This is a genomic window from Bradyrhizobium sp. 26S5, from assembly GCF_036923295.1.
GTDB classification, from domain to species: Bacteria; Pseudomonadota; Alphaproteobacteria; order Rhizobiales; family Xanthobacteraceae; genus Bradyrhizobium; species Bradyrhizobium septentrionale.
This window is the reverse complement of the sequence record NZ_CP145948.1, coordinates 4,078,372-4,100,504: the sequence shown is the minus strand read 5'-3', so window position 1 is coordinate 4,100,504 and position 22,133 is coordinate 4,078,372. Positions and strand designations below refer to the sequence as shown.

Sequence of the window (22,133 nt, the reverse complement as noted above, 5' to 3'; positions counted from 1 at the left end):
ACCTTACGGCTGCCTGACAATTAGACTCTGCGTTCCGGGCAGGAACCGAAAAGGGAAAATGCATGGGACAACTCCGACACCGCGTAAAGCACGACCTGTCGCTCGAAGAGAGACTGACGATTGAAGCCGAAGAGTTGCGCGCGCGGGCCGGGAAGATGCCGCACGGTGTCGAGCGCGAAGCCCTGATCCGAAGGGCTCGGCAGCGTGAAGCCGCGGCGTACATGACAGACTGGTTGACCTCACCCGGATTGCAGTCACCGACCTGATGCCGGATGCCAAACCCGAAAGCGGAAGAGTACCGACTCCAAGCCGAAGAAGCCGAGGCAAAGGCAGCAAGCGTGCACGACCATGCCGCCCGAGAGATTTACTTGGAGCTGGCTCGCCATCTGCGTGAGATGGCAAAACAAGCCGAACGAAATGGATGGTAAGGCCGCCTCAGTTGACGGCAGCCTCGTTTGTGGCGCTTGCGCCATCATGCTGCGCAATTGCGTGTCTGCGGTCTGGTCCTTCGGACCATCCCGGAATGACGTACGAGGCGCTTACACCCCGCCCGGATAGTTCGGGGCTTCGCGGGTGATCGTGACGTCGTGGACGTGGCTCTCGCGCAGGCCCGCACCGGTGATGCGGACGAACTCGGCCTTGTCGTGGAAGTCGGCAATATTCTTGGCACCGACATAGCCCATCGCGGCGCGCAGGCCGCCGGCGAGCTGATGCATGACATTGCCGACCGGGCCCTTGTAGGGCACCTGGCCCTCGATGCCTTCAGGCACGAGCTTCAGCGTGTCCTTGATGTCCTGCTGGAAGTAGCGGTCGGCCGAGCCGCGCGCCATCGCGCCGACCGAGCCCATGCCGCGATAGGCTTTGTAGGAGCGGCCTTGCCACAGGAAGACTTCGCCGGGCGTCTCGTCGGTGCCGGCGAGCAGCGAGCCGACCATCGCGATGTCGGCACCGGCGGCGAGCGCCTTGGCGAGGTCGCCGGAATATTTGATGCCGCCATCGGCGATCACGGGAATGTCGGCCTTCTTCGCCGCCGCCACCGCGTCCATGATCGCGGTGAGCTGCGGCACGCCGACGCCGGCCACGATGCGCGTGGTGCAGATCGAGCCCGGGCCGATGCCGACCTTGATGCAGTCGGCACCCGCGTCGATCAGCGCCTGCGCGCCGCCTTCGGTGGCGACGTTGCCGGCGACGACCTGCACCGCATTGGAGAGCCGCTTGATGCGGTTGACGGCGTTGAGCACATGCCGCGAGTGGCCGTGCGCGGTGTCGACCACGACGACGTCGACGCCGGCATCGATCAGCCGCTCGGTGCGCTCATAACCGGTCTCGCCGACCGTGGTGGCGGCGGCGACACGCAGCCGGCCCTGCGCGTCCTTGCAGGCGAGCGGATGGGCGACCGCCTTTTCCATGTCCTTGACGGTGATCAAGCCGACGCAGCGATATTGATCGTCGACGACAACGAGCTTCTCGATGCGGTGCTGATGCAGCATCCGCTTGGCCTCGTCCTGGCTGACACCCTCGCGCACCGTGACGAGGTTTTCGTGCGTCATCAGCTCCGAAACCTTCTGCCGCGGATCGGTTGCGAAGCGCACGTCGCGGTTGGTCAGGATGCCGACCAGCTTGCCGGGCAAATTCTTGGCCGCACCGGTCACGACCGGGATGCCGGAGATGCCGTGGTCCTTCATCAGCGAGAGCGCATCCGACAGCGTGGCGTCGGGACCGATGGTGAGCGGATTGACCACCATGCCGGATTCGAATTTCTTGACCTGCCGCACCTGGGCGGCCTGGCCTTCGGGGTCGAAATTGCGATGGATGACGCCGAGGCCGCCGGCCTGCGCCATTGCGATCGCCATCCGCGCCTCGGTGACGGTGTCCATTGCGGACGCCATGATCGGGATGTTGAGCTGGATCGCGCGGGTGACGCGCGAACGAATGTCGGCCTCCGAGGGAAGAATGTCCGACAGGCCGGGCTTCAGAAGCACATCGTCGAACGTGTAGGCTTCGCGGATAGCCTGAAATCCCGTGGCCATTGCCAACTCCTTATCTGCGGCGTCCGCCGCGATGGTCTTACGGATGAACGCCGTCTGCGGCGACGCTTGGTGCGCCACCGTCGAATCGGAGCCCATCGATGGGGTTGACGCGGGTCGATAGCATGGCGGGATGACGAATCAAAGCGTTTGCCAGCCATGCACAGGCTTTTTAAGGCGCCCGGCAGCTTACGGCGCCAATTCAGGGGGCCCGGTAACCCGGCGGCGGCCCGTGCCGGCGGATCGCCTCGACCATCTCGCGGTGGCGGCGGTCCTCCCGCTTCATATGCACCGCGATCACCGCATGGGCCGACGGCACCAGCAGCAACACGTGGAAAAACAGCCCGAAAACCGCGCAAAACACGATCAGGACCAGGTTGAAGATGGCCGAAAACGGCTGTCCGTTCAGGAGCAGCCCGATCGGCGGCAGCAGAGCGGCAAGGACGTAGATCACGGCAGACCTCAAACGCTGGCGGATGCATACCAGCGTCAGGCAGGATTTAGGGCGTTTGGCCGGTTCCGCAATAGCGCCGCCGGAGGCAGGATGAATGGCCCCCTCGCCCCGCCTTTTTCAACTGAACCTTCAACTGAACCACTAGGATTATTATCAGACCTTGATCGGATCGACGTGATCGCGCGCCTCATGCGCAATCAGTTCGCGTATCAGGCACTGTCGCATTTCACTTCGAACCGGACGGTCCGGTGATCGTACTTTGAGAAGCGGGCGGACTGGGCAACGGTGCTACGGGATCGGGCGAAACATATTGTGGTGGCTTCGGGTCGCTGGACATTCGTTGCGGCACGGGATGTTGCGCGAGACATTCGTGCGATAGGGGCAGGCAGGAGTTGGTCTTGATCTCCCGCGCACGCATGAGGCCGCAACGAGCGGCGGCAGCACCGCATAGATACGCCCGCGCGCACTCCATGTAGGATTCGCTCTGCGCCACATCGGCTAACGGTAACTCGCAGTTTGGAGCAAACGACTCGCCCGCGTGCTTCCAGCGCGGATCGAGCGGATCGATGTATGCAAACAGTTCCGGAGCGGATGCTCGTGTGAGGTAAACATCATCCACCGTACTTTTGTCCGTACCTTCCATATCGGTGAGCGATCGAATGAGCCGAGAGTCTTTCAGGCAGATGGCCGCATTCCGCTTGAAGTTTTCGAGCATGTTTTCGAAGTAGGCTGTGCAAGACGACGTATCCGTACCGGAACTGGTAGCTCGCTGCCCCGCGGACATTGGATTGCCGGACGTGAGATTACCGGAAGTGGCCGCCGTAACTGGCGGCGTCGACGGTGCGGGCCGATTATCCGGATCATCGGATTGCCCCGATCTGATGCGTCCCAATTCATCGACGATGGTACCGGCCAGAGACGCCGGATCTTCGGACGAATGCGATTCCGTCATCGGGGCTGCGGCTGGATGCTTAGCGGCTTCTTGAGCAGGAGCCACAGCAAACCTTCGGCGGTCTGTCTGACACTTAACTTGTGACGTCGGAGCGCCGGGCAGTCCGGTGATATCACTGCAGGACTGAGAATTCCCGCCTTGAACCGCCGCGACCGTCGGCTTGCCATGAGATGAAGCGGATTGTGTATTCGTTGTCGTCGGCTGCGGTGTCCGTGCCGTAATCTTGTCCGAAGGCTGATGCCCGGATTTGGCTTCCCTTGTCACAACCTCGGACGAGAGCTGCTGGCTGGGAGGCTTTTTCTCCACCACGAGGGACGGCGCGGCACCGACTCGCGTCGTCGTGCAGCACCCGCCGGACATGGTTCTGCCGTCTTCACTCAGCGTAGCCTGTCCCGACACTCCGTTGTCTACGGTGAAAGTGAGCGTGTTGCCAGAACACGTCCAGCTTCCACCCGGCGTACACAGCGGACATGTCGCGTGTGACCTTCCGTTTGCAAAAAACTGAGCCGGGTAAGTTTGACCTGTCGCGTTGACCCTAACGACCCAACTGCCGACGAATTTGCTTGCGCAACTGGCAGGAGGAGCTGCGCTTGCGGGAACTGCTGCGGCAAAAACAAATGCCAGAACGAGCAGAAGATCTCTCAATTTCATGGTGTGTCCCTGGGTCGCCATGGTGCGCCTTCTGCCCGCGTACATTGTCTGAGCGTGCATTCATTCGCATGTCGAACGACGGCCTGCTGGAACGCCCGCCAGGAATCATATCGTTCGACACGATCCAAACATTCGGTCGGCGAGTCAGCTAAACTTGAACATGCTCGCATCGAGTTGTCCTGGTGCTACGCCGATCAACCACGCGGCGTTGCCGGAAGCGTCGGTGACGATTGTTGTATTGATACCAGGAGAATAGAACTCCGCCGCCTGCACGTCCGCGAATGAATGCAGGGATGTACCGGCAAAGTTCACGAAATCATCCGTTCCACCGCTGTTGAAATCCTGAATCACCATCACTTCCGGCATAGTGTCGGAAATGGCGAACGTGTCGGCTCCGCCGCCGCCCCAGGCATAGTCAACCCCGCCCCCGCCGCCGATGACGTCGTTGCCGGAGCCCATCAAGAATACGTCGACGCCGCTGCCGCCGGTGACAGTGTCGCCGCCATTGGAGCCGTAGACGTAATTCTGGCCGGAGCCACCATAGACCAGGTTGCCGTCGGTCTCTCCGGAGGAAATGAAAATGTTGAGGCCGGCGCCGCCATACATGGTGTCGACACCGGCGCCGCCGTAGAAATAGTTGGTGCCGAGGCCGCCGTAGAGATAATCGGCGCCGTCGTCGCCGAACATGACGTTGACATCTCCGGCGACACCGCCCGAACCAAGCAGCGTATCGGTGCCGGCGCCGCCAAACAGATAGTTGAAGCCGGTGCCGCCATAGAGGGCGTCGTTGCCGTCCTCGCCCAACAGCACGTCGAGGCCGGCATCGCCGATCAGCGTGTCGTTTCCTGCGCCGGCATAGAAGTAGTCGTTGCCGTCACCGCCGTAGCCGAGGTCGTCGCCGGCAAGACCGACGAGCACATCGTTGCCCGCGCCGCCGTAGAACGTATCGTTGCCGGCGGTGCCATAAAGCTGATCGTTACCAACCGTACCGTTGATCGGGCCAGGTGCGCCGATCGAGACGGTCTGATCGGAAAACTTCAGTACCTCGACGTTTGACAGCGTGTCGTCGTGCCCGTTGCCCACGACATGATAGTGCCCGCTGCCGAGATCGGTAATGGTAAAGCTCGACCGCGCGAAACCGGTATAGTTCGCGGTGTCGGTGCCGGCGCCGCCGTCAATCGTGTTGGTCCCCGTCCCTGCATCGATCGTGTCGTTGCCACCACCGCCATAGAGACTGTCATTGCCGATGCCGCCACTGAGGTAGTCGTTGCCGCCACCGCCGTTCAGGGTGTCGTTGCCGCCGTTGCCATTGAGCGTATCGCCGCCGTTGCCTGCGTTGAGCACGTCCCCGCCGGCCCCGCCACTAAGGACGTTTCCACCGAGATTGTCGCCGGCGGATAAAGTCCATCTGGATCCGACTGAAGACTGCGACACATCGATGGTGTCTGCCCCCGATGAGCCAATGATCGTTGAGTTAAAATCGTCGAGATAGTCAAAATTCGATCCGATCGAACCTGGCGTCGTCAGTGTCAGCGTCCAAGCGTTATAGTCCCCACCGCCAACCGTGGTGAATGAGTTGATCTGTGCAGCCGTCGCACTGAAAGAAATGAGGTAGAGTTGGAGAGTTTCTACGCCGGTAATGGTGCTGTGACTAAGGTCTGTATTCGGACTGGTGAGGTAAAAGAAATCGTTGCCCGAACCGCCGTCGATCGTATCAAAGCCGAGGCTGCCGGGATCTATGGTGTCATCGCCGGCACCGCCATAATAGGCCCCATGGCTGCCCTGGCCGTTAAGAATGTCATTTCCGTCGCCACCATCAAGCGTGTCGCTGCCTGGTCCGCCGTTCAACGAGTCGTTGCCACTGCCACCATAAAGCCCATCGCTGCCGCCACCGCCGGTTAGCCAGTCGTTGCCGCCATTCCCTATGAGCGTGTTGCCGCCATTACCCCCGTAGATCTGGTCATCGGCGGAACCGCCGATGAGGACGTTTCCACCAAGGTTGTCACCGGAATACAGGTAAAGATGGTCATGATCCGATGCTCCCGACATGTCGATCGTATCCGCGCCAGATGATCCCGTGATCGAGCTATAGCCACCGCCGGTGGTGTATAGTGGGTCGAAGTTCGAACCGATGCTTCCCGGCGAAGTCAACGTTAGGTGGAAACCAGTATAGCTGCCTACCGAGCTAAAAGAGTTGAGCTGCGCCGCCGTAGCGCTGACATAAGGATCGAGATTATCTAGGTATAGATGTTCTACATTGGTGAACGTGCTGTTGCTGAGATCGGCATTCACGACGCTGAGCGTATCATTGCCAGCGCCCCCATCAAACGTATCGAAGCCGGCGCCGTCGAATGACATATTATCGTCGCCGTTGCCGCCGTAAAACGCGTCGTTGCCGCCGCCGCCGGCAAGCTGGTCGTTGCCATCGCCGCCATAAAGCGTGTCCGAGCCTGCTTCGCCACTGAGAGTGTCGTTACGATTCCCGCCGTACAGCACATCGTTTCCGTCGTTGCCATCCAGGCTCGAACCAAAATCGAGCACCTGGCCGTTGACCGTGATCGGCATCGAAAGGGCCGTCAGGACGTCGTTGCCTCCGGCACCGTAAATAACGCTTACAACATCGTAGGTGTCGGCGACCGGATCGTAATTAACGTTCGCAGTCAGGGTTTCGGAAGCGGAAGTGCCTGTCAAAGCGACGTACGTAATGGTGGACACGATCTTCTCCAGTATGAATTGAGAAATGAGTGAAATGAAAAAGGAGCGTCTCGTGCGAGAAATTCAGCTCCCGATATCCGGCTGTACCCACCGCTGAGCAGGACAACACCAGCGGAGCCGTCACCAGGACGACCGCAAGCTTCTTGAGAAACCGAGACATGATTGGGAAACCAAAGGGCTTCAGTCCACTGCACGCGATCGCAGGGGGATATTCCGCTGCTCCACCGCAGGGACATGACCCAAATGGGTCTAAGCGCTCATTTTTTGCGATACAATCTGTGCGATTGATTGGACCGGCGACGCCAAAAGGATGCGCCGCGATGATCCGAGATCATCGCAAGACCAGCCGACCGAGCAACGCCACAAGTTCGCTTTGCCGCGAGACGTTCAGCTTCTCAAACACCCGCTTCAGCACGTTGCGGGCCGTATCCTCGGCAATTCCGAGACGTTCCGCAGCCGTTCGCGGCGGAAGACCCGAACCGACCAGCGAAGCAACCCTGGCTTCGCCAAGCGTCAATCCCAGGATGTCACGCACGACCGCGGGGTCGGGAGGCTCGGCGGATTTTTGCTCGATAGCGAGGACGATCGCCCGAGTATGGGTCAGGACATGATTGGCTGAAAGTGCGCCGACCGTGATCGGGAGCAAGTAGATGACGAAACGTCGGTCTGTCGAGGTCGGTCCGATGAGAATGGGTCTTGGCTCGGCCAGGAGGTCGTTCGGCCCGGCGCGAAGCGTTTGCGTCATCGCGGCCTCGAATGGAGCCCGGCTCGCCGCCATGCGAACGCGTAGATGATCGTTCACGAGATCGAACACCTCGCCAACAAGACTCTTCCCGACCGGGTTGGCGAACAGCACGCGCGCCGACCAGTCCAGCGCAAACACGCCGATGCCGATCCGGGCGAGCGCGTCGCCAAGGCCGAGATTGGCAAGTTCGGTATCAAGCAGCCTGATCGACAGACGTAGAGATTTCTCCGTGTGGCGCCCGAGCGTCGCTATGAGCTCCAGTTCAGCGTCGGAGAATTGCGGCTTGGCGAAATCCCGCTGCACGCTGAGCCCGACAGCGATCCGTGGATCCGGCGACACTCCCACTGCGCCGAACCAGCCCAAGCCGTATTTCGCGAGGAATTCCTTGTTGAAGGGATGATTGAGGTAGGCATCGTCGATCGGACCAATGTGCCGATCCGTGACGGGCTCGCCGCTGAAGTAGAGGCCGGCCTGTATCGCTCGTTCGCCCTTGAAATTGTGCTGGGCCCACCGCGCCTCGAACTCGCGGGCCGCCGCTGTGAGGCCCTCGGAAACGATCACTCCGAACGTCGCATCCTCCCTTCGCCATTCGAGGATCGCCCCGGCGTCATCGAAGCAGTCGGCGATCTTGCCAAGAGCGGATGGCCAGAGCGATGGATTGGGCGCGGTGTCATAGATCGCTTCGACGGCGGCGAGGAGACGGTCGGTGGCGGCGGGCATGGGGTCCGATCGATCGGGGGAACTCATTCAGATTACATGAGATTTGCCACCCAACAACGTCTGATTGTGCCTGCCTCGATGTTTGGAAATATTTAGAAACAAATCGAACAGGCGTTTCAGCGCGAGCCGGCACTCATCGGTAATCGAAAGTTCCAGTTTGAAAAGGTGCGGCATGACGCGGAAATCGATCATGCATCGGAAGACCTTCTTGCCGGCGGTCGCGCGCAGCTGAACCAATCCCGGACGACTTCGGAAAAGCGATGACCTCTCTGCTGCGCGCATTTAATGGGAGCTGACCGATAGCCGCGACCACGTTGCAGCACTCTTGAAGCGGGTGCAGCCGATTCGCTCGTTTGATCCGACCAAATCGGCAACGCGCGGAAGCTGCTGCAAGGCACGGCGGCCGGATCGAGCCAGAGGGATTACGCGACGGGATCATTGGTGGATTGCGATCTAAAACGCTCCTCGGATATTCCCCGGATTAGGGTGCAAATCGCTGCCATTCTGTGCCAAGTCTAACGGCCCCGGAAGTTCCACGAATCGACCAAGCCCTTGAAAAATCAGCGTATCATTCCACTGATCGTCGCTAGCGCCCTGTTCATGGAGAACATGGATTCGACGGTTATCGCGACCTCGCTGCCGGCGATCGCCGCCGATATCGGCACCAGCCCGCTGACGCTGAAGCTCGCGATCACGTCCTATCTGCTGTCGCTCGCGGTGTTCATCCCGGCGAGCGGCTGGACCGCGGACCGTTTCGGCGCCCGCATCGTGTTTGCCGGCGCGGTCGCCGTGTTCATGCTGGGCTCGATCGGCTGCGCGCTGTCCTCCTCGGTGACCGATTTCGTGTTCGCCCGCATCCTGCAGGGCCTCGGCGGGGCGATGATGACCCCGGTCGGACGGCTGGTGCTGCTGCGCTCGGTCGACAAGAGCGCGCTGGTCAACGCGATGGCCTGGGTGACGGTGCCGGCGCTGATCGGGCCGGTGATCGGGCCACCGCTCGGCGGCTTCATCACCACCTATTTCTCCTGGCACTGGATCTTCCTGATCAACATTCCGATCGGACTGCTCGGCATCTTCCTGGCGCTGAAATATATCGACCCGATCAAGAGCGAAGACCCCGAGCGCTTCGATCTCGTGGGGTTGGTGCTGGCCGGCATCGGGCTTGCCGGCATCGCCTTCGGGCTTTCGGTCGCCGGCCTCAATCTGCTGCCGTGGCCGATCGTCGCCGCACTGGTCGGGGTCGGCACGGTGTCGATGACGCTCTACGTCATCCACGCCCGGCGCACCGGTTCGCCGGTGCTCGATTTCGGCCTGCTGCGGCTGCCGACGATGCGCGCGTCGATCATCGGCGGCTTCATGTTCCGGCTCGGCATCGGCGCGCTGCCGTTCCTGCTGCCGCTTCTGATGCAGGTCGGCTTCGGCCTGTCGCCGTTCCAGTCCGGCCTCGTGACCTTTGCCTCCGCGGTCGGCGCCATGGGCATGAAGACGCTGGCCGCGCGCATCATCCGCGCCTTCGGCTTCCGCAACATGATGACCGTCAACGCCGTGGTCAGCTCCGCTTTCCTGGCCGCCTGCGCCCTGTTCACGATCTCGACGCCGCTGATGCTGATCTTCACCATTTTGGTGGTCGGCGGCTTCTTCCGCTCGCTGCAATTCACCGCGATCAACACCGTGGCCTATGCCGAGGTCGAGGCGCCGCAGATGAGCCGCGCCACCACCCTCGTCAGCGTCAACCAGCAGCTCGCGGTGTCCGCGGGCGTCGCAGTCGGCGCGTTCTCGGTTGAAACCACGCTGGCGCTGCACCATGCGACCGAGCTGTCCGCCGACGTGTTCGCGCCGGCCTTCATCGTGGTGTCGCTGATCTCGGCGGCGTCGGCCTGGTTCTTCTGGCAGATGCCGGTTGACGCCGGCAACGAAATCGCCGGACGCAAGGCGATCGACATCTCCAGCCGCAAGGGCGCAGAGAAGCGCGCCGCCACCGAAGCCGTCAAGGTCGCGACCGAGGATACGCAGAACGCGCGGGATCAGCGGCTCGGCTAGTCGAGCGAACGAGCCGTTCCCGAGGCACGGACGCTGCAGGCCGCCGTCCGATCACGGCCAGGCCCTTAGGGGGGGCCGGTCGTTCCGGCTGGCTGTCTTCGATCCGGACGTTCAATAAGTTCGTATGTGGGAACGTGGGTCGTTTCCAGCCACGATTCCAGCGCAGCTCCGCAGACCGTGCAGATCGCGTCACCCGTATGCGGCACCAAGAACTTCTCCTCAGTGCGTCTGTACTCGGCGCCGCAATTGCATTGAACAATGGTCGCCATGTGAGAGATATGCGCCTGCGATACCCGATTTTCCAGTCCTGCAAGAAACGGCCTCAGTGCCTCACAATGACGGCTGCTGCTGCCCGCGAAACCCCGTCGCCAGCACATAGCGCTCGGACGAATCCTGCCGGCTGGCGGACGGCTTGACGTGGCGGACGCTGGCGAAATCGCGCTTCAGCTGCGCCACCAGCTCGGCGTCGGCGCCGCTCTGAAACACCTTTGCCAGGAAGGTGCCGCCGGGATTGAGCACTTCGCCGGCAAAATGCGCGGCGGTCTCGACCAGGCCGATGATGCGCAGCTGATCGGTCTTGCGGTGGCCCGTGGTATTGGCGGCCATGTCGGACATCACGAAATCGGCGCGGCCGCCCATCATCGCGATCAGCTTCGCCGGCGCGTCATGGTCGAGGAAATCGAGCTGCGCGAAGGTGACGCCGGGGATCTCACCCATCTCCAAGAGATCGATCGCAATCACCTTGCCCTTGCCGTCGGCCGCGCCGGTGCGCTTGGCCGCGATCTGGCTCCAGCCGCCCGGCGCAGCGCCGAGGTCGACCACCGTCATGCCCGGCTTGAGCAGGCGATATTTGTCGTCGATCTCGAGCAGCTTGAAGGCCGCGCGCGAGCGGTAGCCCATCGCCTTGGCCTTGGCGACATAGGGATCGTTGAGCTGGCGCTCGAGCCAGAGTTTTGACGACAGCTTTCGCTTGCCGCCGCTCTTGACCGTGACGTGCAGCCGCCCGGTGGTGTCTTTCGCCATTTCATTTTCTCTTCTCCCTCGCCCCGCTCTTGCGGGGAGAGGGTTGGGGTGAGGGGCTGCCTCGGCAATGAAGGTGAGAGATGCGCCCGTGGAGAGTCCCCCTCACCCGGATCGCATCTGCGATGCGATCCGGCCTCTCCCCGCAAGCGGGGCAAAGGAAGGCATCTAGCACGCCCGCAGCGCGCCGTCCTCGCGCATCATCTCGACCAGCATGCCCTCGCGCAGGCCGCGATCGGCGACACGGAGCCGCGGCGTCGGGAATGCGTTGCGGATCGCGTCGAGGATCGCGCAGCCGGCGAGCACCAGATCGGCCCGCTCGACGCTGATGCAGCTGTTGCTGACGCGCGCCTCATAGCTCATGCCGAGCAGCTTCTGGATCGTCGCCGTGACGTCGCCATCGTTCATCCAGATGCCGTCGATGCGGCGGCGGTCGTAGCGCGACAAATTGAGGAACACGCCGGCGAGCGTGGTCACGGTGCCCGAGGTGCCGAGCATGTGCATGTCGCGCAGGTCCTTGCCGTGCTCGGCCGCGAACGGCGCGACGTGGCGCGCGACCTCGTCGATCATCTGGGCATACAAATCCCGCGTGACGTTCTTGCCGCCGAAATGCTCGGCCAGCGTGACGACGCCGAGCGGGATCGACATCCACGCCTTGATGCGCGGCGGCGTATTGGGCGCGTCGGGATCGCGCTCGATCCGCACCAGCTCGGTCGAGCCGCCGCCGATGTCGAACAGGATGGCGCCGCGCCCCTTCGGGTCGAGCAGCGGCGAGCACCCGATCACGGCGAGCGTCGCCTCGGTCTCGCGATCAATCACCTCGAGCTTGATGCCGGTCTCGGCCGCAACGCGCGCGCGAAAACTCTCGGCGTTGCCGGCGGCGCGGCAGGCCTCGGTGGCGATCAGCCGCAGCCGGCGGGCCTTGCGATAGCGGATCTTGTCGCTGCAAATGGCGAGCGCGGCAATCGCACGCTCGATCGCCGCCTCGCTGAGCGAGCCGGTGGCGGCGATGCCCTCGCCGAGCCGGATGATCCGCGAAAAGGAATCGACCACGCGGAACCCGTCGCCGGTGGGACAGGCGATCAGGAGCCGGCAATTGTTGGTGCCAAGATCGAGCGCGGCGTAGACGCCGGTCTCCGGTCCTGCCGCAACCAAGCCTGACGGGGCTTCGCCGGCCCGAGGACCGTCACAAAGCCGCACATGGTCATTCATCAAAATACTGTCTTTCCGCAGGGCCCTTGGGGCCCGCCGAAGAATTACTGTTCACGGAAACTTTAGCAGCGCCAAGGGCCTGCGCAAACTCCGTTCACATTGGGTCCATGCCTAATCGGGCGTTGTCGTTAAGGGGGGTGTGCGTTATCTCCTCAACGCCCGCCAAATCCCCCTAAATCCGGGCTTTTCAGGTCATTTCCGATGCAAGATCATACGTCGCCCGCCTCCCTCGAAAACGCTATCGCACTGCAAAAATACGGTGTCGGACAGCCGGTTCGACGAAAGGAGGACGACACCCTGGTGCGCGGCAAGGGCAAATACACCGATGATTTCTCCCTGCCCGGCCAAGCCATTTGCTGGATGGTTCGTTCCTCCCATGCCCACGGAATCATCAAGGGGATCGATACGGCGACCGCCAAGGCGATGCCGGGCGTGCTCGGGGTGTGGACCGGGACCGATCTGGCGGCCGCGGGCTACAACCCCTTCACCTGCGGCCTGCCGCTGAAGAACCGCGACGGCTCGCCGCTCAAGCAGACCAACCGCCCTGCGCTGGTCACCGACAAGGTGCGCTTCGTCGGCGATCCCGTGGCCTTCGTGGTCGCGGAGACCGCGGCACAGGCGCGCGACGCGGCCGAGGCCGTCGAGGTCGACATCGAGCCGCTGCCGGCCGTGACCGACGCGGCCGAAGCGTCCAGGCCCGGCGCGCCGCAGCTCTATGACAACATCCCGAACAATGTCGCGCTCGACTACCACTATGGCGACACCGCCAGGATCGAGGCCGCCTTCGCCAGCGCCGCCCATGTCACAAAGCTCGACATCGTCAACACCCGCGTCGCCGTGGTCTCGATGGAGCCGCGCGTCGCGCTCGCGCATTACGACAAGAAGACCGAGCGCTTCACGCTGCAGGTGCCGACCCAGGGCGTCTCCGGCAACAAGGCCGGGTTTGCAAAGATCCTCAACGTGACTGCCGACAAGGTTCGTATTCTCACTGCCAATGTCGGCGGCTCGTTCGGGATGAAGAACATGAACTATCCCGAATACACCTGCATCGCGCATGCAGCGCGCGAGCTCGGCCGCCCGGTGAAGTGGCTGGACGAGCGCTCGACCAGCTTCCTCTCCGACAGCCAGGGCCGCGCGCAGCTGATCCATGCCGAGCTCGCGCTCGATGCCGACGGCAAGTTCCTCGCGGTGCGGCTGTCCGGCTACGGCAATCTCGGCGCCTACATCACCGGCGTCGCGCCGGGCCCGCTGTCGCTCAACACCGGCAAGAACCTCGCCAGCGTCTATCGCACGCCGCTGCTCGGCGTCGACATCAAGACGGTTTTGACAAACACCACGCTGATGGGCGCCTATCGCGGCGCCGGCCGGCCCGAGGCCAATTACTACATGGAGCGGCTGATCGATGCCGCCGCCGACGAGATGGGCATCAACCGCTTCACCTTGCGCAAGCGCAATTTCATCAAGCCGTCGCAGCTGCCGTTCCCGGCCGCCTCCGGCGTCACCTATGACAGCGGCGATTTCGCCGGCGTGTTCCAGAAGGCGCTGGAGATCTCCGACTACGACAATTTTACCAGGCGCAAGAAGGAGAGCAGGAAGAGCGGCAGACTGCGCGGCATCGCCGTCGGCTCCTATCTCGAGGTGACCGCGCCGCCGAGCGGCGAGCTCGGCAAGATCACCTTCGAGCCTGATGGTTCAGTGAAGCTCACCACCGGCACGCTCGACTACGGCCAGGGCCACGCCACGCCGTTCGCGCAGGTGCTGTCCGAGCAGCTCGGCGTTCCCTTCGAGAAGATCACGCTCGAACAGGGCGACAGCGATCTGGTCCGCTTCGGCAACGGCACCGGCGGCTCGCGCTCGATCACCGCGACCGGACAGGCGATCGTCGAGGCCTCGGCGCTCGTCGTCGAGAAGGGCAAGAAGGCCGCCGCGCACATGCTGGAGGCATCTGAAGCCGACATTGAGTTCGGCCAGGGCCGCTTCACCATCGCCGGCACCGACCGCTCGATCGGCATCATGGAGCTCGCCGAGCGGATGCGCGGAGCCAAGATGCCGGAGGGCACGCCGGAGACGCTCGACGTCGATCACGCCACCAAGGAGACGGCATCGACCTTTCCGAACGGCTGCCACGTCGCCGAGGTCGAGATCGACCCCGATACCGGTGTGGTCAGGATCGTGCGCTACTCCGCGGTCAACGATTTCGGCACCGTGGTCAATCCGATGATCGTCGCGGGACAGCTGCATGGCGGCGTCGCGCAGGGCATCGGCCAGGCGCTGATGGAGGAAGTCAGCTACGACGGCTCGGGCCAGCCGATCACCGGCTCGTTCATGGACTACGCGCTGCCGCGCGCCGGCGACGTGCCGTCGATGCAGGTCGGCGATCACCCCTCGCCGGCCAAATCCAACCCGCTAGGCACCAAGGGCTGCGGCGAAGCCGGTTGCGCCGGCAGCCTCGTCTGCATCGTCAACGCCGTGGTCGACGCGCTGTCGGAGTACGACATCAAGCACATCAACATGCCGCTGACGCCCGAGCGCGTCTGGCGCGCGATCCAGGATGCCAAGGCGAAGGCGGCGTAAGGCACGACTTCACCATCACACACCACTGTCATCACCCGCGAAAGCGGGTGATCCAGTATTCCAGAGACAGCAGTTGTTGAGCCGAGACGCCGCGGCGTACTGGATACCCCGCATGCGCGGGGTATGACACCTGTTGGTGCGGGACGGGTTTTGCTCCTTCTCTAAGCCGCGGCCTGCTCGCGCGGCTGGGTGATCGCGATGTGCCAGCAATGCGCGAGCGGCGTGCCGTTGCCGAGCACCAGCGCATCGAGCTCGACGAAGCGATGCCCCTTCTTGTCGTAATTGCCGGTGACCTTGGCGCGCGCCGTCAGCTCGTCGCCGATCTTTCCCGCCGACAACAGCTGCATGCGGGTGCCGACATGGATCCAGGGCCCGAGGACCGCATTGTCGACCAGAACCTTGTTCATCACCCGCGGCAAGAGGCCCGGATGGCCTAGACCCTCGCGCAAATAGATCGGGTCGGTCTCCCTGATATCGGCAAGATACTCCTTGGCGGCGTCGCCGGACCAGTCGCGCGGGATGCTGCCGAGCCAATTGCCCTCTTGATAGGACGACGCGCTGACCGGCTTGCGCTCGGCGACCGCAGCGACCTGCTTGTAATTGTCGAGCACAAATTTCGGCACTGATGCCGGCAGCGACGCGGTGCCGGTGGCGCAGAGCTCGCCGCGGCTGAAGAGCTCGATCGTGAGCCCATTGCCGGTCTCTCGCCCGGTCAATTCCGCGATCTCGCCGTCATAGACCGGCTTCACGAAGCGCGCCTCGATCAGGCCGCGTTCGAGGAAATCGCGGCCCCATTTCTCGACCGGCAGGTGCATCATGTAGGCCATCACATCGACGCCCGGCACCAGCCCGCCCGAAAAGCCGAACTTCCGCGCCACCGTGTCGTCGTGGATCTTGTTCTCAGACAGTTTCGAGGTGTTGTAGGCCGAGACGCGGTAGGTCTGCGAGTCCATGGGGTTTTCCCTTATTTCCGTTGTTTTTCTGGTGACAATGGTAGTCGAACAAGGAGGCGTGGCAAGCCTCTCGTTTTGCTCGCAATTTTCCGCACCATGGAGTACACGCAGGCCGCGCCTGCCAACCATTGAATCGATGACTGAAACCCCTGCTCCCACCCGCATCTATGTCGACGCCGACGCCTGCCCGGTGAAGGACGAGATCTATCGCGTCGCGATCCGGCTCGGCGTGCCCGTCAGCGTGGTCGCGGGCAATTTCATCCGCGTGCCGCAGGATCCCCTGATCGAGCGCGTCGCCGCCGGTTCCGGCATGGACGCCGCCGACGACTGGATCGCGGAACGCGCGCATGAGGGCGACGTCGTGATCACCGCGGACATTCCGCTGGCGAGCCGCTGCGTCAAGGCCGGCGCCGACGTGATCGCGCCGAACGGCAAGCCGTTCACCGAACAGTCGATCGGCATGACACTCGCGGTGCGCAATTTGATGACCGATCTGCGCTCGTCCGGGGAAATCACCGGCGGGCCGAAATCCTACTCGCCGCGCGACCGCTCGACGTTCCTCGCGACGCTCGACCAGACCATCCGCCGCATTCAGCGCCGCCGCGCCGAGCAGGCAACGGCGAACGGGGGTTAGCGCGATGGCCCCGCCCCTGATCCAGCTCAAGGACATCAGCCTTACTTTTGGCGGCACGCCGCTGCTCAGCGGCGTCGAGCTGTCGGTCTCCGCAGGCGAGCGCGTTGGCCTGATCGGCCGCAACGGCTCGGGCAAGTCGACCTTGCTGCGGATCGCGGCCGGTCTGGTCGAGCCTGACTCCGGCAGCCGCTTCGTGCAGCCTGGCGCCACCATCCGCTATCTGCCGCAGGAGCCGGATTTCGGCGACCACAAGACAACGTTGTCCTATGTCGAGGCAGGCCTTGGCCCCGGCGACGACCATTACCAGGCGCGCTATCTGCTCGAGCAGCTCGGCCTCACCGGCGATGAAGACCCGGCGCATGTCTCCGGCGGCGAGGCGCGCCGCGCGGCTCTGGCGCGGGTGCTGGCGCCCTCGCCTGACATCCTGCTGCTGGACGAGCCGACCAACCATCTCGACCTGCCGACCATCGAATGGCTCGAGGGCGAGTTGGAGAGCCGGCGCTGCGCGCTGGTCCTGATCAGCCACGACCGCCGCTTCCTCACCAACCTGTCGCGCTCAACGGCCTGGCTCGACCGCGGCCAGATCAGGCAGATCGATCGCGGCTTTGGCGCATTCGAGGCGTGGCGCGACGAGGTGCTGGAGGAAGAAGAGCGCGATCAGCACAAGCTCGACCGCAAGATCGTCAACGAGGAGCACTGGCTGCGCCACGGCGTCTCCGGCCGCCGCAAGCGCAACGTCAAGCGGCTCGGCAATCTCTTCGCGCTGCGCGACCAGCGCCGCAACTATCGCGGTGCCACCGGCAATGCCACGCTCGCCGCAGCCGAGGCCGACAAATCCGGCCGTCTCGTGATCGAGGCGAAGAACATCACCAAGGCCTATGGCGAACGCACGATCGTCGACGGCTTCTCGACCCGGATCCAACGCGGCGACCGGCTCGGCATCGTCGGCCCGAACGGCGCCGGCAAGACCACGCTGGTGCATCTTCTGATCGGCAACGATCCGCCGGATTCCGGCTCGGTGCGGCTGGGGGCCAATATCGAGATGGCGACGCTCGACCAGCATCGCGAAAGCCTCGATCCGAAGCTGACGCTGGCCGAAGCCCTGACCGGCGGCCGCGGCGACCATGTCATGGTCGGCGACAAGTCGAAGCACGTCATCGGCTACATGAAGGACTTTCTGTTCGCGCAGGAGCAGCGCGGCACGCCGCTCGAAGCCCTCTCCGGCGGCGAGCGCGGCCGGCTGATGCTGGCCCGCGCACTGGCCAAGCCGTCGAACCTGCTCATTCTGGACGAGCCGACCAACGACCTCGATCTCGAAACCCTCGACGTGCTCGAGGAGATGCTCGGCGACTACGACGGCACGGTGATCCTGATCAGCCATGACCGCGACTTCCTCGATCGCGTGGTGACGTCGGTGATCGTGCCCGAAGGTCAGGGACGCTGGATCGAATATGCCGGCGGCTATTCTGATATGCTGGCGCAGCGCGGCGCCGACGTGAGGCGCGAGACCGTGAAGGCAGACGCCGCGGTCGAGGAGAAAAAGGAAGCCAAGGTTGCGGTGACCGCCGCGGCGCCCGAAGCGGCACCCAGGCGCCGGCTGAGCTTCAACGAGAAGCACGCGCTGGAAACCTTGCCGAAGACGATCGACAAGCTGCACGCCGAAATCGCCAAACAGCAGAAGCTGCTCGACGATCCCGACCTCTACAGCAAGGATCGCAAGAAGTTCGACGCCGCATCGGCCGCGATCGCCAAGGCGCAGGACGAGCTCGCCACAGCCGAGGACCGCTGGCTCGAACTCGAAGTGCTGCGCGAAGAGATCGAACAGGCGTGACGCGTAGGATGGGTGGAGCGCAGCGATACCCATCACCTATCTTCCGCGCGGAAGCATGATGGGTTTCGCTGCGCTCTACCCATCCTACCAGGCTCCTCGCAATGACGAGAACGCTGAACTGGAGTTGACCCGATGACCACGCCCCTCGCCGCCAAGATCGCCAAGGAGTACGGCACGCCCTGCGCCGTGATCGACATGGACCGGGTCGAGCGCAACATCGCGCGCATCCAGGCCGCGTGCGATCAGGCCGGCGTCGCCAACCGGCCGCACATCAAGACCCACAAGAACCCGACGCTGGCGCAGCTGCAGATCAAGGCCGGCGCGAAGGGCATCACCTGCCAGAAGCTCGGCGAGGCCGAGATCATGGCGGAGGCCGGTATCGACGACATCCTGATCAGCTACAATCTACTCGGCGACGAGAAGATGGCGCGGCTCGGCGCGCTGCAAGGCAAGGCCAACGTCACCGTTGCGGCGGACAATTCGGTCGTGGTCGGCGACCTGCCGAAGGCGGCAGCCGCCTCCGGCCGCCCGCTCTCCGTCGTGGTCGAGTGCGACACCGGGCGCAAGCGCGCCGGCGTCGAGACGCCGGCCGAGGCGATCGCGCTGGCGCGCGAGATCGCCGCTTCAAAGGGCTTGAGCTTTGCGGGCTTCATGCTGTACCCGACCGAGACCGGCTGGGCGGATGCGCAGAAATTCTACGACGAGGCGCTGGCCGGCGTCCGCGCCCACGGCCTCGACGCGACAATCGTCTCTACCGGCGGCACGCCGAACCTGGTCAATCTCGGCAAGCTGAAAGGCGGCACCGAGCATCGCTTCGGCACCTATATCTACAACGACCGCATGCAGGTCGCGGCCGGCGTCGCCACCTGGGACGACTGCGCGCTGCATATCTATTCGACCGTCGTCAGCCGCGCCGGCCCCGAGCGCGGCATCCTCGATGCCGGCTCCAAGACGCTGACCTCGGACACCGGCGGGCTGGAAGGCCACGGCCTGATCCTCGAACATCCCGAGGCCAAGATCGCGCGCTTCGCCGAGGAGCACGGCTTCCTCGACCTCTCCCGCAGCAACACGCGCCCGAACGTGGGCGACGTCGTGCGGATCGTGCCGAACCATGTCTGCGTCGTCGTCAACATGATGGACGAGGTCGTGATGGTGCGCGGCGACGAGATGATCGGCACGCTGCCGGTTGCGGCAAGAGGCAAGCTGCGCTGACTGAGCGCCCGCGCATCCTTCGAGGCTCGCTTCGCGAGCACCTCAGGATGACGCTCTCTCTGAGCCGTTACCCCTGCGCAACGGCGAAGCCGTTGTCGCTGGAGGTGCCGTAGCGAAGCGGAGGCCTCGAAGGGCGGCGGCGGGCTACAGGTCGCGCGGCGCAGAAATCTCGCTACCCTCGGATCAGCGCCTGCAGTTCGCGGTCGAGCGCCGCGCGAAACACCTCGATCGGCCGCTCCAGCCGGCCGGCGGGTGGGCGATGCACGATCCAGGCGCGGACCGCGGGATTGAAGTCCGCGATCTTCACGGTCTTGAGCCGGCTCTTGAACGCGCTGCGCTTCAGCGCCACCGGCGTGACGAGGCCAATGCCGAGGCCGCGCGCCACCAGCGACAGGCGCAGCTCGCTGTCGAGCGCCTCGACCGCGATGGTGAACGGCAGATGCGCCGCATCGAAATGGCGCTTCAATGTCTGACGGAAGCCGCAGCCATCCTGGTTGATCACCCATCCGACCCGCGACAGCCATTCGAGGTCGACGAATTTCGGCGTCTTCATCTCGCGCGCGACGACGAAGACCACCGGCTGCGCGCCGAGATCGGAGGCCACGAGATCATCGGGCGGCGCGGTGCCGTCAGGCAGGCAGATCGCGGCGGCGTCGAGCTCGTTGCGGCTGACCCGCTCCATGTGATTGGGCGACCAGCCCGAGACGACGCGCACCGCGAGCGCCGGAAATTCGCCGCGCACCGCATCGAGCGGTCCGGTCAGCCCCGCCTCCGACAAAAACGGCGTCAGGCCGAGCCTGAACTCGCCGCGCACCACGCCGTCATTGGCGACGCCCGACTTGAGGTCCTCGAGCATGCGCAGCACGCGGCGGCCCCGCTCATAGGCTTCGACCCCCGCCGCCGTCGGCTTCAGCGGTTTTGACAGCCGGTCCAGCAGCTGCGCGCCCAGCATCTCCTCGAGATTCTGGATCCGCCGCGTCACGCCGGGCTGGGTCAGGTTGAGCCGCGCCGATGCTGCGACGATCGATCCGGTCTCCACCACGGCGACGAACGCCACAAGGTCATGCGTGTTCACAACAATCTCGCATATTCTTCATCATCTTATTTGAATTGTAGCATATTAGCCCGATCCCCTAAAGGGGGCCTCGCCACTCCATCGCGAGGTCCCATGACCATTTCCGAAGCCACCAAGCTCTCGACCGCACGCCCGATCTCGGTCCGTCCCCTGATCTGGATCGGCGCCATCACCACCGGCACCGTCGTCACCAATCTGTTTGCGCCGCAGATCCTGGTCGGTCTGATCGGCCGCTCGCTCGGCATGACCGCGCTGCAGGCCGGCCTGATCTCCACGCTGACCCTACTCGGCTACGCGCTTGGGCTATTGCTGCTGGTGCCGCTGGTGGATCTCGTCGAGAACAAGCGGCTGATCCTGCGCACGCTCGCCTGCGCCATCGTCGCCGCTGTCGGCACTGCGCTGGCGCCGACGCCGCTAATCCTGCTCGTGGCCACCTTCATCCTCGGCGCGTCCTGCGCTGCGATCCAGATGGTGGTGCCGCTGGTCGCCTCGATGGTCCCGCCGGAGCGCCGGGGACAGGCGATCGGCGACGTCATGAGCGGGCTGATGATCGGCATCCTGCTGTCGCGGCCGATGGCGAGCCTGATCGCGGATGCCTGGAGCTGGCGCGGCTACTACGTCACCTCCGCCATCCTGATGACCGTGCTCGCCGGTGCGCTGGCGCGCTTCCTGCCGACGCTGCAGCCGGCGGCGAAGGTCGGTTACGGCGCGCTGCTGGCTTCCTTCCCAACACTGCTGCGCGAGGAGCCGGTGCTGCGCGTCCGCGCCTGGACCGCGGCGCTGGTGATGGCCTCGTTCACCGCATTCTGGGCCGCCGTTGCGCTGCGGCTGCCGGACGCGCCGTTCAACCTTGATGCCAAGGGCATCGCGCTGTTCGCGCTGATCAGCGTCGCCGGGGCCGCGGCAACCCCGATCGCCGGGCGCTGGGGCGACAGGGGTTTTGCGCGGCCGTTGCTGATCGTGTCGCATCTTCTCATTATCGGTTCGCTCGTGCTGTGCGCCTGGGCCGGCATGCTCGAATCCCGGATCGCAGCGCTTGTCGTGCTCAGTCTTGGCACCATCCTGCTCGATCTCGGCATCACCACCGACCAGACGCTCGGCCGCCGCGCCGTCAACCTGCTGCGGCCGGAGGCGCGCGGCCGGATCAACGGCCTGTTCGTGGCGCTGTTCTTCATCGGCGGCGCCATCGGCGCGGCAGCGGCCTCCGCGGCGTGGAGTTATGGCGGCTGGGCGATGGTCTGCGCGGTGGCTGCGGCGTTCGGTGTGCTCGGCCTGATCACCGACCTCGCGACGAAGACCGGCTCGGAATGACGACGAT

Annotated in this window: 16 protein-coding genes; 7 read left to right on the top strand and 9 right to left on the bottom strand. The window is 64.0% G+C overall.

Features of this window, described 5'->3' with window-relative positions:
* Positions 1–62 precede the first annotated feature (62 nt).
* A complete protein-coding gene (locus tag V5279_RS18750; RefSeq protein ID WP_176422115.1) occupies positions 63–266 on the top strand; it encodes a hypothetical protein in 204 nt (67 codons plus the stop codon).
* A gap of 273 nt (positions 267–539) precedes the next feature.
* Here V5279_RS18750 and guaB read toward each other — a convergent pair whose 3' ends face one another.
* The 5 genes from guaB to V5279_RS18725 form a co-directional block, all read right to left on the bottom strand.
* Positions 540–2,030: an IMP dehydrogenase gene (guaB, locus tag V5279_RS18745; RefSeq protein ID WP_166306884.1), complete on the bottom strand. Its 1,491-nt coding sequence runs from the start codon at positions 2,028–2,030 to the stop codon at positions 540–542.
* Positions 2,031–2,229: 199 nt separating this feature from the next.
* A complete protein-coding gene (locus tag V5279_RS18740; protein ID WP_018271177.1) occupies positions 2,230–2,481 on the bottom strand; it encodes a hypothetical protein in 252 nt (83 codons plus the stop codon).
* A gap of 226 nt (positions 2,482–2,707) precedes the next feature.
* Positions 2,708–3,433, bottom strand: a complete 726-nt coding sequence (locus V5279_RS18735) for a hypothetical protein (RefSeq protein WP_338699807.1) — start codon at positions 3,431–3,433, stop codon at positions 2,708–2,710.
* A gap of 795 nt (positions 3,434–4,228) precedes the next feature.
* Complete coding sequence (locus V5279_RS18730; protein ID WP_338699804.1) at positions 4,229–6,799, bottom strand: calcium-binding protein; 2,571 nt, start codon at positions 6,797–6,799, stop codon at positions 4,229–4,231.
* A 331-nt stretch (positions 6,800–7,130) separates the two neighbouring features.
* Positions 7,131–8,264, bottom strand: coding sequence for a helix-turn-helix transcriptional regulator (locus tag V5279_RS18725; RefSeq protein WP_338699802.1), 1,134 nt, complete (start codon positions 8,262–8,264; stop codon positions 7,131–7,133).
* Between the two features lie 600 nt (positions 8,265–8,864).
* Between V5279_RS18725 and V5279_RS18720 the strand changes: the two genes are divergently transcribed.
* Positions 8,865–10,304, top strand: a complete 1,440-nt coding sequence (locus V5279_RS18720) for an MFS transporter (RefSeq protein WP_156928400.1) — start codon at positions 8,865–8,867, stop codon at positions 10,302–10,304.
* 330 nt (positions 10,305–10,634) lie between these two features.
* On the opposite strand, the gene V5279_RS18715 is transcribed toward V5279_RS18720, so the two are convergent.
* Both V5279_RS18715 and V5279_RS18710 read right to left on the bottom strand, forming a co-directional pair.
* Positions 10,635–11,327 carry an RlmE family RNA methyltransferase gene (locus V5279_RS18715; RefSeq protein ID WP_338699798.1) on the bottom strand — a complete coding sequence of 231 codons (693 nt, stop codon included), beginning with the start codon at positions 11,325–11,327 and terminating at the stop codon, positions 10,635–10,637.
* A 165-nt stretch (positions 11,328–11,492) separates the two neighbouring features.
* Positions 11,493–12,536 carry a Ppx/GppA phosphatase family protein gene (locus V5279_RS18710; RefSeq protein WP_338699796.1) on the bottom strand — a complete coding sequence of 348 codons (1,044 nt, stop codon included), beginning with the start codon at positions 12,534–12,536 and terminating at the stop codon, positions 11,493–11,495.
* A gap of 201 nt (positions 12,537–12,737) precedes the next feature.
* Here V5279_RS18710 and V5279_RS18705 point away from each other — a divergent pair, with 201 nt between their 5' ends.
* Positions 12,738–15,110 (top strand): xanthine dehydrogenase family protein molybdopterin-binding subunit, encoded by a 2,373-nt coding sequence (locus V5279_RS18705; protein ID WP_338699794.1) that lies wholly within the window; start codon positions 12,738–12,740, stop codon positions 15,108–15,110.
* Positions 15,111–15,271: 161 nt separating this feature from the next.
* Here V5279_RS18705 and V5279_RS18700 read toward each other — a convergent pair whose 3' ends face one another.
* Positions 15,272–16,063: a hypothetical protein gene (locus tag V5279_RS18700; RefSeq protein ID WP_338699791.1), complete on the bottom strand. Its 792-nt coding sequence runs from the start codon at positions 16,061–16,063 to the stop codon at positions 15,272–15,274.
* 136 nt (positions 16,064–16,199) lie between these two features.
* On the opposite strand from V5279_RS18700, the gene V5279_RS18695 reads away from it, so the two are divergent.
* From V5279_RS18695 to V5279_RS18685, 3 genes are all read left to right on the top strand, one after another.
* On the top strand, positions 16,200–16,697 hold the full coding sequence (locus tag V5279_RS18695; RefSeq protein ID WP_338699789.1) for a YaiI/YqxD family protein: 498 nt from the start codon (positions 16,200–16,202) through the stop codon (positions 16,695–16,697).
* Between the two features lie 4 nt (positions 16,698–16,701).
* A complete protein-coding gene (locus tag V5279_RS18690) occupies positions 16,702–18,528 on the top strand; it encodes an ABC-F family ATP-binding cassette domain-containing protein (RefSeq protein ID WP_338699787.1) in 1,827 nt (608 codons plus the stop codon).
* Between the two features lie 132 nt (positions 18,529–18,660).
* On the top strand, positions 18,661–19,740 hold the full coding sequence (locus V5279_RS18685; protein WP_338699785.1) for a D-TA family PLP-dependent enzyme: 1,080 nt from the start codon (positions 18,661–18,663) through the stop codon (positions 19,738–19,740).
* 172 nt (positions 19,741–19,912) lie between these two features.
* On the opposite strand, the gene V5279_RS18680 is transcribed toward V5279_RS18685, so the two are convergent.
* Positions 19,913–20,815: a LysR family transcriptional regulator gene (locus tag V5279_RS18680; RefSeq protein WP_338699783.1), complete on the bottom strand. Its 903-nt coding sequence runs from the start codon at positions 20,813–20,815 to the stop codon at positions 19,913–19,915.
* A gap of 93 nt (positions 20,816–20,908) precedes the next feature.
* On the opposite strand from V5279_RS18680, the gene V5279_RS18675 reads away from it, so the two are divergent.
* Entirely contained in the window at positions 20,909–22,126 is a 1,218-nt protein-coding gene (locus tag V5279_RS18675) for an MFS transporter (protein WP_338699780.1), read from the top strand.
* The last annotated feature ends 7 nt before the right edge of the window (positions 22,127–22,133 follow it).

Bases quoted from the DNA above. Each gene is read 5' to 3' on its own strand.
- V5279_RS18750 (WP_176422115.1), top strand. From the start codon at position 63: ATGGGACAACTCCGACACCGCGTAAAGCACGACCTGTCGCTCGAAGAG.
- guaB (WP_166306884.1), bottom strand. From the start codon at position 2,030: ATGGCCACGGGATTTCAGGCTATCCGCGAAGCCTACACGTTCGACGAT.
- V5279_RS18735 (WP_338699807.1), bottom strand. From the start codon at position 3,433: ATGACGGAATCGCATTCGTCCGAAGATCCGGCGTCTCTGGCCGGTACC.
- V5279_RS18725 (WP_338699802.1), bottom strand. From the start codon at position 8,264: ATGCCCGCCGCCACCGACCGTCTCCTCGCCGCCGTCGAAGCGATCTAT.
- V5279_RS18720 (WP_156928400.1), top strand. From the start codon at position 8,865: ATGGAGAACATGGATTCGACGGTTATCGCGACCTCGCTGCCGGCGATC.
- V5279_RS18715 (WP_338699798.1), bottom strand. From the start codon at position 11,327: ATGGCGAAAGACACCACCGGGCGGCTGCACGTCACGGTCAAGAGCGGC.
- V5279_RS18710 (WP_338699796.1), bottom strand. From the start codon at position 12,536: ATGAATGACCATGTGCGGCTTTGTGACGGTCCTCGGGCCGGCGAAGCC.
- V5279_RS18705 (WP_338699794.1), top strand. From the start codon at position 12,738: ATGCAAGATCATACGTCGCCCGCCTCCCTCGAAAACGCTATCGCACTG.
- V5279_RS18700 (WP_338699791.1), bottom strand. From the start codon at position 16,063: ATGGACTCGCAGACCTACCGCGTCTCGGCCTACAACACCTCGAAACTG.
- V5279_RS18695 (WP_338699789.1), top strand. From the start codon at position 16,200: ATGACTGAAACCCCTGCTCCCACCCGCATCTATGTCGACGCCGACGCC.
- V5279_RS18690 (WP_338699787.1), top strand. From the start codon at position 16,702: ATGGCCCCGCCCCTGATCCAGCTCAAGGACATCAGCCTTACTTTTGGC.
- V5279_RS18685 (WP_338699785.1), top strand. From the start codon at position 18,661: ATGACCACGCCCCTCGCCGCCAAGATCGCCAAGGAGTACGGCACGCCC.
- V5279_RS18675 (WP_338699780.1), top strand. From the start codon at position 20,909: ATGACCATTTCCGAAGCCACCAAGCTCTCGACCGCACGCCCGATCTCG.